Origin of the sequence: Pseudomonas sp. DE0157, from assembly GCF_007678615.1 — a bacterium.
Classification (GTDB): Bacteria; Pseudomonadota; Gammaproteobacteria; order Pseudomonadales; family Pseudomonadaceae; genus Aquipseudomonas; species Aquipseudomonas parafulva_B.
On the sequence record NZ_VEJN01000003.1, the window covers coordinates 107,234 to 118,252 of the forward strand.

At 64.5% G+C, this 11,019-nt stretch carries 9 protein-coding genes; 2 read left to right on the forward strand and 7 right to left on the reverse strand.

Annotated features, from left to right (window positions below):
- From FS777_RS06095 to FS777_RS06105, 3 genes are all read right to left on the reverse strand, one after another.
- Entirely contained in the window at nucleotides 1-2,124 is a 2,124-nt protein-coding gene (locus tag FS777_RS06095) for a PQQ-dependent dehydrogenase, methanol/ethanol family (RefSeq protein WP_230375255.1), read from the reverse strand.
- Nucleotides 2,125-2,364: 240 nt separating this feature from the next.
- Nucleotides 2,365-3,069, reverse strand: a complete 705-nt coding sequence (locus FS777_RS06100) for a TraX family protein (RefSeq protein ID WP_058639250.1) — start codon at nucleotides 3,067-3,069, stop codon at nucleotides 2,365-2,367.
- A gap of 6 nt (nucleotides 3,070-3,075) precedes the next feature.
- Nucleotides 3,076-4,149, reverse strand: a complete 1,074-nt coding sequence (locus tag FS777_RS06105) for a metal-dependent hydrolase (RefSeq protein WP_058639249.1) — start codon at nucleotides 4,147-4,149, stop codon at nucleotides 3,076-3,078.
- Nucleotides 4,150-4,372: 223 nt separating this feature from the next.
- Here FS777_RS06105 and FS777_RS06110 point away from each other — a divergent pair, with 223 nt between their 5' ends.
- Nucleotides 4,373-5,317, forward strand: a complete 945-nt coding sequence (locus FS777_RS06110) for an alpha/beta hydrolase (protein ID WP_145254474.1) — start codon at nucleotides 4,373-4,375, stop codon at nucleotides 5,315-5,317.
- Here the strand turns inward: FS777_RS06110 and FS777_RS06115 are convergent.
- Complete coding sequence (locus tag FS777_RS06115) at nucleotides 5,268-5,999, reverse strand: hypothetical protein (protein WP_058639248.1); 732 nt, start codon at nucleotides 5,997-5,999, stop codon at nucleotides 5,268-5,270. The genes FS777_RS06110 and FS777_RS06115 overlap by 50 nt on opposite strands.
- 113 nt (nucleotides 6,000-6,112) lie before the next feature.
- Nucleotides 6,113-6,904, reverse strand: a complete 792-nt coding sequence (gene hisN, locus FS777_RS06120; protein WP_058639247.1) for a histidinol-phosphatase — start codon at nucleotides 6,902-6,904, stop codon at nucleotides 6,113-6,115.
- A gap of 214 nt (nucleotides 6,905-7,118) precedes the next feature.
- On the opposite strand from hisN, the gene FS777_RS06125 reads away from it, so the two are divergent.
- Entirely contained in the window at nucleotides 7,119-7,742 is a 624-nt protein-coding gene (locus FS777_RS06125; protein WP_372239210.1) for a LuxR C-terminal-related transcriptional regulator, read from the forward strand.
- Between the two features lie 33 nt (nucleotides 7,743-7,775).
- On the opposite strand, the gene FS777_RS06130 is transcribed toward FS777_RS06125, so the two are convergent.
- The gene (locus tag FS777_RS06130; protein WP_145254477.1) at nucleotides 7,776-9,779 is read right to left on the reverse strand and encodes a MacB family efflux pump subunit; all 2,004 of its coding nucleotides are present in this window, start codon (nucleotides 9,777-9,779) and stop codon (nucleotides 7,776-7,778) included.
- Nucleotides 9,780-9,781: 2 nt separating this feature from the next.
- A complete protein-coding gene (gene macA / locus FS777_RS06135) occupies nucleotides 9,782-10,936 on the reverse strand; it encodes a macrolide transporter subunit MacA (protein ID WP_145254480.1) in 1,155 nt (384 codons plus the stop codon).
- Nucleotides 10,937-11,019: the final 83 nt, after the last annotated feature.

The following is an 11,019-nucleotide window of genomic DNA, read 5'->3' on the forward strand; positions in this document are numbered from 1 at the left end:
TCACTCCTGTGGTGCATTGTCAGCCAGCGATGAAGGGCTTGCCGGGCGGGCGCTGAACCGCTTCCAGACCTCGCCCTCCTCCTGCAAGTCGTGGGCACGCTTGATCAGGTACTGATGGACCTGCTCGACCTGCTCGGGGTTGAGGTTGTCGGCGAACGAGGGCATGCCATCGGGCACCCTGCCGCCGTAGAGAATCCCGAGGAACATCTGGTGCTTGTCGGCGCTCAGCTTGCGCAGGTCCGGCAGTACCCCGCCGCTGACCGCATGAATGCCGTGGCACTGGGAGCAGTTGCCGTCGTACAGCGCAGCGCCTGCGGCGACCGTCTCGGCGTTGGCCGTCAATGGCGGCGGCTTGGGCGCATCGGCAGGCGGGGCCGGCTCGCGCAGCTTGGCCGTGCCGCCCAGCTTGTAGGTCAGCACCTGTGCGTAGGGCTGCACGCCTGCACGCAACGAGAGTGCCCCAGCGAATGTGGAAAACGCGCCGCCCCAGCCCGCCATGAAGGTGACGTATTGTTCACCGTCGACGGCATAGGTGATCGGTGCGGCCATCACGCCGCTGGCTGCAGGCGCTTCCCACAGCTTCTTGCCGGTTTCGGCGGCATAGGCAATGACCCGGCCGTCGGCGCTGCCTTCGAACACCAGGTTGCCGGCCGTGCTCAAGGTGCCGCCATTGAAGATGGTGATGTACGGCACTTCCCAGGCAGGCGCCTGCTTGACCGGGTCCCAGGCGATCAGTTTGCCTGACCAGGTCTTGGCCATGTCCAGCAGCCCTTCGGCGCCTTCGGGCATCATGCCGGTACGCAGCCCCAGCTGATAGACGCTTTTGAACGGGTTGCGCTTGGGCGCTTCGGGCACGTGCTCGTAGTAGGCGGACATGATGTGGGCCGGGATGTACACCAGCCCCGTCTGCGGGTTGTACGACATCGGGTGCCAGTCGTGCGCCCCCCAGAACGCCGGGGTCACCAGTTTGCGCTTGCCGTCCTTCCAGTAGGCCGCCGCCTCGTCATCGACGATGGGCCGGCCAGTCTTCATGTCGATGCCCTTGGCCCAGTTCACCGGCACGATGTTCTTGGCCGACAGCAACTCGCCGGTTTCCCGGTCCAGCACGTAGAAGAAGCCATTCTTGGGCGCCTGCATCAGCACCTTGCGCGGCTTGCCGTCGATGGGCAGCTCGGCCAGGATCATGTGTTGGGTGGCCGTGAAGTCCCAGGCGTCGCCGGGCGTGGTCTGGTAGTGCCAGGCGTACTCGCCGGTATCGGCATTCACCGCCACGATCGAGGACAGGAACAGGTTGTCGCCCTTGGCCTGGCTGCGCCATTTGGGGTCCCACATCGCGCCGTTGCCCACGCCGATGTACAGCAGGTTCAACTGCGGGTCATAGGCGAAGGAATCCCAGGCTGTCCCGCCGCCCCCCCACTCGACGTAGGCATCCCCGTGCCAGGTCTTGCTGGCGATCTGCATGGCCTTATCCTCAGGCGGTAGCTTCGGGTCGCCCGGTACGGTGTAGAACCGCCATGCCTGGCGGCCGGTCTCGGCGTCGTAGGCGGTCACATAGCCACGCACGCCGAATTCGGCGCCGCCATTGCCAATCACCACCTTGCCGTTGACCACCCGCGGCGCACCGGTGATGGTGTAGCTGCGCGTGGTATCGGCGCGGGTGTCGACCGACCACACCCGCTTGCCGGTCTTGGCGTCGATGGCCTCCAGGCGACCGTCGAGCACACCGACGTAGACCTTGCCCTGCCACACGGCCACGCCCCGGTTGACCGCATCGCAGCAGGCCTCGCCCGCACGGTTGCGGTCGGACTGCGGGTCGTACTTCCACAGCAGCTGGCCGTTGCGCGCATCCAGCGCGTACACCACCGAGAACGGCCCCGTGGTGTACATCACCCCATCGACCACGATGGGAGTCGCCTCCACACCGCGGTCCAGGTCGAGCTTGTAGCTCCACGCCAGCCCTAGCTGGCTGACGTTGCTCTGGTCGATGGTCTTGAGGGGGCTGAAGCGTTGCTCGTCGTACGTGCGGCCATGGCTCATCCAGTTGCCGGGCTCTTTGTCCGCATCGATGATGCGTTGCCCATCGACACCGGCGGCAAAGGCCAGGGGTGTCCAACTGAGGGCCATGGCCAGGCAGCCGAGTGCAAGGCGTTGGGGGCCTGATCGATTCATGCGCTGTTCTCCGTTCTTGTTATGGCGACGCTGCGACGAGCGTCATTCCAGGCAAGAGCAACGGCTGTGCCAAACCGCCGGCTGAGGGCCGGAGATACCGCGGTAGAGCCTTTGGCCGTCAGTGAGCAGGGGCCGGATACGGGCGAATGCTCGACACAGTTGCTTCAACCTTGGGTCAAAGGTGGAACAGGTGTGTCACAGCTGAAGAATGCCCGCAGCTTTGATCAGCAAAAGGTGCAGCGGGTAGAACCCATAGCCCCAGCGACCCACTGCCGGCACGCGACGCCATCGGCTGTGCAACAGGCCGTTGCCGACCGGGATGGCCACGGCGGCAACCGTCAGCGTGACCCAGGTGAAGGGGGCGCTCAGGTGCGTCATCAACCAGCTGTTGGTCAAGTTGCCGGCAACCGCCGACAGGCACGGCACAAGCCACATTCGGCCCCCGTAGCGGTGGCCAAGCACGCAAACGGCGGGTAGCAGCACCCCTGGCAGGCCGTACATCAGGTACGGGCTGCCAGCCCAACCTGCGCCCAGCGCGACCAGCCCCAGCAGCCGCGTTGCCAACTGGGTATGCTGCACGCCCCAGGCCAGCAGCAGGCCCAACAACAGCGTCGGCATGATGCTGAACGTGGTCGAGCCGCTGTCCAGCCAGCGGTAAGCGGGCTCGGACAGCACCGTGAACAGCAGCATCAGCCCCAGGTACCGCCCGTGGTGGCGATCAAGCAACGTGTCAGGCCCGCGCCGCACCACGTTCATGGCCATGGCCAGGCAAAAGAGCGGAAACGCCAGTCGGCCAACCACGAACAGGCCGTGGGCCTGCGGCCAGAGAAAGCGCAGGTGGTCAGCGACCATCGCCAGCATCGCGACCCACTTCACCAGGTCCAGCCCGCCTGAGCGCATGGGGGGCTACTCCACCTGGCCTTGCCCTGGCGTTGCAATGCGTGCGGTCCAGGCGGCCAAGGGCAGCGGGGGTTGCTGGAAGACGATGCGGCGCCAGATCAACCTCAGTGCCTGCCCGTCGAACAGATCGCGCGGGCCGCTGACGGTGTGCACGGCCGGCTGCTGCGTCTGCCAGCGGCCCTGCTCGCCCTTCCGTGCCATGTCGAAGCGGAATGTGTAGTTGCCCGGCGTACCCATGCGCAGGTCGGTCACCACCAGCCGGTCGCCGACCTGGTCGTAGCGCAGCCAGTCGTCGGTGAACCAGCGCAGCCGCTGGTGCAGCGGATCGTTTGCCAGCACCTGGGCCAATGACAGGTTGCGGTTCAGGCGCAGCATCTCTGGCGACTGGCGGTCCAACAGGCTACTGACCCCTTCGTAATAGACGCCGTCCGGCGCTTTGGCCAAGACCCGCCAGACCAGGCTGTTGAACGCCATGGGCACTGCTCGAACCTCGCTCACAGACACGCCCTTGGCATCGAGCGCGGCCTGGAAACGGTGTTCTGCCAGGGTACGGCTGGCAAGGCCTAAGCCCAGGTACGTGGTGCTCAAAACCAGCGCCACGGCCATGAACCGTAGTGCGCGGGCATGGGTGCCACGCACGGCGGCGTAGGCCACCGCCACCAGCAACGGTACGGTATACACAGGATCGATGATGAACACGGCCGCCCAGCTTTGCGGGGTCACGTGCAAGGGCCAGAGCAGCTGGGTGCCGTACACGGTGAACGCGTCGAGCACTGGGTGGGTCACCAAGACCAGCCAGAACGTCAGGAATAAGCGGGACAGCGTATAGCCTTTGTCCGGCCAGGCCCTGTTCACCAGCCATGCCAGAAGCGCTGCCAGCGCGGTCAGCACGAACACTGAGTGGGAAAAGCCACGGTGGTAGGTCATCTGCGAGACCGGGTCGGCATAGCGGATGATCACGTCCAGGTCCGGCAGTGTGGCCAGCGCAGCGCCGTAGACCAGGGCCCGACGGCCCTGAATGCGCCCCAACAATGTGCCTTGCAACGCAGCGCCGAGAACGGCTTGGGTTATCGAGTCCAAAACAAAGCCTTCGTCAGGAGGGTGTCGGGCCACGCTACCTGCTTGCGGGGCGCTTGCGCAATCGGCGCACCGTGCGCACGCTCGCGCTGGAAACAGCTTGTAAAGAAGCTGACCCGCCGGCGGGTAATATTTCTTACATATGACCTGCAGCATTTGATAGAACTACGCCACGCTTCTTGTACGCTCCCGCGCCTTGACCACTTTCGAGACCCCCAAACTCCGTATGTCTACCCGGTTGTTCTCCGCCCTACGCCGCCGTTGGTTCAGCTGGCTGTGCGCTGCCACCTTGGTGCTCGCCCTGCCCGCCGGGTGCTCGGTCTTACAGTACAAGGAACGCGAGCTGGTGTTTCGCATCGAGCCCGGCCAGGCCAGCTGGTTCCATGGCCTGCCCGGCGGTGTTCAGGAGCTTGACCTGCGCCCGCGTACCTTCGCCGAGAACCAGAGCCTGCATGCCTGGTGGTGGCCCGCAAAACGCGCCGATGCCCCGGCCATTCTTTACCTGCACGGTGTGCGCTGGAACCTTACGGGCCAGCTGTTTCGCATCGAGCAGCTGCACGCCATGGGTTATTCGGTGCTGGCGGTGGACTATCGCGGCTTTGGTCGCAGCCGAGGGGATTTGCCTTCGGAAGCCACCGTGTACGAGGACGCTCGCGTGGCTTGGGAGCGTTTCGCCCAACTGCAACCTGATGCCAGCAAACGCCTGATCTATGGGCACTCCCTGGGTGGGGCCGTGGCGGTCGACCTGGCGCGCACGCTTACCCGTGAAGCCCGAGACACGCGCACCAGCGCCCCGGCGCGAGGGCTGATCCTGGAGTCCACGTTCACCTCGTTGGGCGATGTGGCAGGCGTGGTCGCCAATACATCGCTGCCGGTGCGCTGGCTGCTGTCGCAGAAATTCGACTCGCTGGGCAAGATCGGCGACATCGACCTGCCGGTGCTGCTGGTCCATGGCCTGGACGACCGCTACGTGCCCTCGCGTTTCAGCCAGCAGCTGTTCGAGGCCGCGCGCGAGCCCAAGACGCTGTTGCTGGTGCCGGGTGCAACGCACAACAACAGCATGAGCCTGGCCGGGCAGCGTTACCGCAAGGCCATCCAGGCCCTGCTCCAGGCGCAGCAGGTCACTGTACCGGCAGGAAATTCATCAGCAGCAGGCTTTGCGCATAATTGAGGCCGATACGGCGGTAACGCTCGTCGAGCAGCTCGGCCAGCAGGTCGAGGCGGGCAACCACCTTGCCGAACTCCACGGCAAAACTCAGGTTGCTGCCCTCCTCCGAAATTTCATTGGAGAACAGCAACAACACACCGTTGGCGTCCTGCCGCTGGCTCAGCATCCAGGTGGCTTTTTCGATGTTGCGCGCGGCGTTGTTGATGAACAACGGGTCGAGGGTGTCGGTCATGTAGAACGCGGTGCGCCCACCGTGGGCGGTGATCAGCATACTGCCGATGGCGTAGATGAACGCACCCACTCGATCACCGCGAAACTCCGGGCTCAAGGCATAACTCAAGGCAGCCAGGTCACGTCGATTGCCCAGTTGCGCCAGGGGTTGGCGCTGCTCGATGGCCAGGCGGATCTGGCGCTCGGCCGTGGCCGCGTCCAGGTAGCCTGAACGTTGCAACTGGTTGGGATTGCGCAGGTACAGCTTGTTCATCAGCAGGTAGAGGCTTTGCAGGTTGTCGCGCATCGACAAGGTGGCCAGGCGGTCCACACTGGTCTGGAACAGCTCGCTGGGTTTGCCTTCGCCCAGCTGGTTGACGATGTCGCGCCCCTGCTGCTGGGTGCAGGCGCACAGGCTGGCCAGGGAGCCTGCCAACAGCAGGCGAACTATCGTGGAGCAACTGCACACTACCATCGGCACCGCTTCATTTTCGGCGGCCACCGCGGGGATCGCGGCGGCCTGGGCCTAGCATAGAGCCCCGAAAGCCAAAAAAGTGCGGCAAGCGCCAGTCCGTGCAGTGACCTGAATTACATCGCGCCGCGCAGCAGCTCCACGACCTGGGCATGCAGGGCCGGGTCACCACAGGCCACCACGCAACCGCCCTGCTGCGCGCTGCTGCCATCCCAGGCGGTGATCACCCCGCCTGCGCCCTTGATGATGGGCATGAGCGCCTGCACGTCATAGGGCTGCAAGCTGGCTTCGACGATGACATCCACAAAGCCCGACGCCAGCATGCAATAGGCATAGCAATCGCCACCGTAGCGCATCAGCCGCGCCTGGCTGGCCACGTGCTCGAACGCAGCCTTGCGCGCAGGCGTATCGAACATGTCAGGGGTGGTGCACATCAGCGTGGCCGCTGCCAGTTCCTTGCAGGCGCGGGTCTTGAGCGCTCGCGTGCCCGACCAGGCACCTTCGGGCGTGCCGATGAACCGTTCGCCGGTAAAGGGCTGGTTCATCACCCCCACGACTGGCCGGGTACCGTCGTTGAGCGCGATCAGCGTGCCCCACAACGGCAGGCCGGTGATGAAGGCACGGGTGCCGTCGATCGGGTCGAGCACCCAGGTCAACGGGCTGCTGCCCACGGCCACGCCCGCCTCTTCACCGAGAATGCCATGGTCTGGATAGCGCGCCTGGATCCGCTCGCGCATCGCGTCCTCGGCCGCCTTGTCGGCGACGGTGACCGGGTCGTACAAGCGACCGCCTTTGTCCTCGACCTCCAGGCTTGCACGAAAGTAAGGCGTGATGGCCGCGCTCGCAGCATCGGCCAACTGCTCGGCAAACTCACGAAACTCGGCAATCTGTTCGGCGCTCAGGGGCATGGAAATGGGGCCTTGTGCTAGTCAGGGAGGCGGCATGATAGCAAACCCGCTGATCGGCATGGCGCCCACAAAACAATATCAATATGGCATCATCGAGCCTTGATTTAGCCAGGACTCGCTCGTTGTACTAGCATACCTGTCACGCACCGATGCCGGCCCAGGATGAGGGCTTGCACCACAGCGGGGCTTCTGCCCTGGCCTCAAGGACGATTCGATGAGCATCAATTCCATTTATCCGCAGATCGGCAAGATCATTGCCAGCACCGGCAGCCGCCAGTTCTCCCGCCTGTTGCATGACCTGATTCAGGCTCACCTGTGCATTGACGCCACGCAGATCCGCCAGCTGCCACGCTCGCCGAGCGAAACCACCGTGCTCGACGAAACCGTGTTCTCGTGCGATCAAGCCACTGCCACCGCCTCGGGCGACCCATCGCGCCTGCACCGTATCCGCACCAGCGACGCGCGGGTCGAGATCCGCGTACTGCGCGCCGACACCACCTACGGCTTCTCCGCCCTGGAGCGCAACAGGCTCGAGGCCATTACACCCTTGGTGCTGCCGATGCTGGAGAAACACCTGCGTGCCCTGCAACCCACCGCGCAGCGCAATAGCCACGAGAGCCTGGAGCAGCGGTTCATCGAGCGCCTGGCCCAGACCGGCCTTAAGCTGTCCGAACGCGAGCGCCAGGTCTGCCTTGGGCTGCTGGCCGGTCAAACGGCCCCCGAGCAGGCCGAGCGGCTTGGCCTGCGCGTGAATACCGTCGAAAGCTACCTGCGCCGGGCCGTGATCAAGCTGGGCATCGGCGGGCGGCATTCGCTGATGCGCTGGATGTACGCCTAGGCCAAGCTCCGGTCCAACTGTAGTGCGGGTGGCTCAGTCCCGTGCCAGCGCTTCGATGGGGTCCAGTCGAGCCGCATTGCGCGCCGGCACGAAGCCGAACACCACCCCGATCAAGGTCGAGCAGGCGAACGCCATCACGATCGAGGCCGGAGAAAACACCATTTCCCATTGCTTGACGAACAGTTCGAACAGGTAGCCCACCGCGTAGGACAGGCCCACGCCCACTAACCCGCCTAACAGGCAGACCATGACCGCTTCGACCAGGAACTGCTGGCGGATGTCGACCTGACGGGCCCCGACGGCCATGCGTATGCCGATTTCCCGGGTACGTTCGGTCACCGATACCAGCATGATGTTCATCACCCCGATGCCGCCCACCACCAGCGAGATCACCGCGATCAGCGACAGCAGCAAGGTCAGCGAGCGGCTGGTCTTCTGCACGGTCTGCATGATGCTGTCCAGGTTGTTGGTGAAGAAGTCCTTGCTGCCGTGGCGCTGCAGCAGTACCCGGCTGACCTCCTCCTCGACCCGCTTGCTGGGCACCCCATCCTTGATCCGCACGCTGATGCTGTCCAGGTGACGCTGTCCCAGCACCCGCCCGGCGGCAGTCTCGTACGGCACCCAGATGTTCAGCTGGTTGCTGGCCACGAACAGGTTCTTGTTGCGGGCCGTGACGCCGATCACGGTACAGGGCAGGTTACCGACCAGGATCACTTGCCCAAGGGGGGCGATGGCCGGGCCGAACAGGCGTTCGCGGGTGTTATGGTCGATGACCACCACCTGGGCCTGGCGCCGGGCATCCTCGGCACTGAACACGATGCCCGCTGCCAGTGGGATGTTGCGCACCTGGAAGTAGTGCTCGCTGACGCCATTGAGCTGTACGTCCACGTCCAGGTTGCGGTAGCGCACCAGCGTGCCCTGACCGATCACAGGCGTTGCGCTGTCGACGTAATACAAGGCGTTGAGCGCCGCCACATCCGCCGGCACCAAGGTTTCGATGTTTCTGGCCCGGCTGTCGCCGAAGTTGCTTCCTGAATACACATCGATGGTGTTGCTGCCGATGGCCTGGATGTCCTTGAGTACATACCCCTTGGCCCCCTCGCCGATAGCTGAAATAGACACCACCGAGGTGATGCCGATGATGATCCCCAGCATGGTCAGCAAGGTACGCATGCGGTGTGACACCAAGGCCAGCCAGGCCATCTTGAACGCCTCGCGGAACATGCCCAGGCTTGCCAACAGGCGATGCCCACCTGGCCGAGCCGGCGTTGGGGCAACGGCCCGTGCAGGCACCGTTTCAGGGGCTTTGCGCTGGTCGCTGACGATCTGACCGTCGCTGACTTCGATGATGCGCTCGGCATGTGCGGCCACCTGCGGGTCATGGGTGACCAGGATCACGGTGTGGCCCGCGGCGTGCAGCTCCAGCAGGATCTTCATGACTTCCTTGCCGCTGGCGCTGTCCAGCGCGCCTGTGGGTTCGTCTGCCAGGATCACCTGGCCGCCATTCATCAGGGCCCGGCATATGCTCACCCGCTGCTGCTGGCCTCCGGACAGCTGGCTGGGACGGTGGCGCAAGTGCTCGCCCAGCCCCAGCCGGCTCAGCAGCGTCTGCGCCCGCTCATGGCGGCGTTGCAGGTCCATCCCGGCGTACACGGCAGGGATCTCGACGTTGTGCAGGGCGTCCAGGTGCGGCAGCAAGTGGTAGCGCTGGAAGATGAACCCGAAGTGATCGCGGCGCAGAGCGGCCAGCGCATCGGCGTCAAGGTCCCGGGTTTGCTGACCATCGACCCGGTAACTGCCAGCGCTGGCATTGTCCAGGCAGCCCAGGATGTTCATCAGCGTGGACTTGCCCGAGCCCGAGGCGCCGATGATGGCCACCAGCTCACCACGGTGAATCTGCAGGTCGATACCCTTGAGGGCGAGAAAAGCCCGCTCGCCGGCCTGGAAACTACGGGTAACGCCCTTCAGGCAAAGCAAGGGCTCCCCCTGCCCTGTTGCCTGGCTCAGGGGGGCGGTCGGTTGCACATTCATGTTCATGTTCAGGCTCCCGAGTCGCCGGTGATCGGCTCGCCAATCACCACACGGTCACCTTCGTTGAGACCCTGCTCGATCTGTACCCGAACGTTGTTGTTGATCCCCACCACCACCTTGCGCTGCTCGGCGAAGCCCTTGTCATCGAGCACCCGCACGGCGAAGCTGCCGTCGGCCTCGCGCCCACCCAGTGCCGCCACCGGCACGGTCAGCACCTGCTGCGCGGTGTCGAGTACGATGTGCACTTGCGCCGTCATGGCGATGCGCAGGCGGTGATCAGGGTTGGGGACTTCGAACAAGGCGTTGTAGAACACAGCGCCCGTTGGCTTGCCGGCCCCGCCCTCTGCCTTGTCGCTTTGGGCGTAGTGCTGAGGGGCAGGCTCGGTGCCACGCAGCTTGGCGTAATAGCGTTTGTCTTCCCCCAGGATGGTGAAATACACCTCCTGGCCCGGCGTGATGTGAATCACATCCGCTTCCGAGACTTGTGCCTTGACGGTCATGGTGTCCAGGTTGGCCAGCTTGAGCAGCACCGGGGCCAGCTGGTTGGCGATCACCGTCTGCCCTTCCTGGGTAACGATGCCCACCACGTGGCCTGTGATCGGTGCGCTGATGCGGGTATAGCCCAGGTTGACTCGGGCCGTGTCGATTTCCACCTGGGCGCTGCGGATCTGCGCATCGAGCGAGCCCACGGCGGCCTGCTGGACCTGATAGTCGGCCTCGGCCTTTTCATATTCCTGGCGCGATACCGAGGCATCGACCTGCAGCGCCCGATAGCGTTCATAGACCCCTTTGGCCTGCTTGAGTTGGGCCAGGGTCGAGCGGCGCTGGGCCTGCAGCTTCTGCTCGTCCACCTCCGCCTGGCGCAAGGTGTTGCGCAGCACCAGCGGGTCTATCTCGGCCAGCCACTGGCCTTCGGTCACCTTGTCGCCCAGCTTCACCTTGAGCGATTTCAGCTGACCGGATACCTGGGCACCCACATCCACCTGTTTGATCCCTTCGAGCACCCCGGTAGCCAGTACCGCGTTCTCGATGTCGGCGCGCTCGACCTGGGCGGTGATGTACTGCGGTGCCTTGGCTGGGGCCTGAACCGCATACAGGCCGATACTCGCCATCACGGCAAGGCCCAGCCCGATGCCCCATTTGCGCAGTTTGGTTTTATCCATGGACACACGTTATTCCTTTGTTTGACAAGACTGCGCCGAGACCTGGCAACGGCGGGCTCGCCCACCTGCTGCCAGGTAACCGG

Excerpts from the sequence above, each read along its gene's own strand:
- macA (WP_145254480.1), bottom strand. The coding sequence starts at position 10,936 with ATGGATAAAACCAAACTGCGCAAATGGGGCATCGGGCTGGGCCTTGCC.
- hisN (WP_058639247.1), bottom strand. The coding sequence starts at position 6,904 with ATGCCCCTGAGCGCCGAACAGATTGCCGAGTTTCGTGAGTTTGCCGAG.
- FS777_RS06125 (WP_372239210.1), top strand. The coding sequence starts at position 7,119 with ATGAGCATCAATTCCATTTATCCGCAGATCGGCAAGATCATTGCCAGC.
- FS777_RS06130 (WP_145254477.1), bottom strand. The coding sequence starts at position 9,779 with ATGAACATGAATGTGCAACCGACCGCCCCCCTGAGCCAGGCAACAGGG.
- FS777_RS06095 (WP_230375255.1), bottom strand. The coding sequence starts at position 2,124 with ATGGCCCTCAGTTGGACACCCCTGGCCTTTGCCGCCGGTGTCGATGGG.
- FS777_RS06115 (WP_058639248.1), bottom strand. The coding sequence starts at position 5,999 with ATGGTAGTGTGCAGTTGCTCCACGATAGTTCGCCTGCTGTTGGCAGGC.
- FS777_RS06110 (WP_145254474.1), top strand. The coding sequence starts at position 4,373 with ATGTCTACCCGGTTGTTCTCCGCCCTACGCCGCCGTTGGTTCAGCTGG.
- FS777_RS06100 (WP_058639250.1), bottom strand. The coding sequence starts at position 3,069 with ATGCGCTCAGGCGGGCTGGACCTGGTGAAGTGGGTCGCGATGCTGGCG.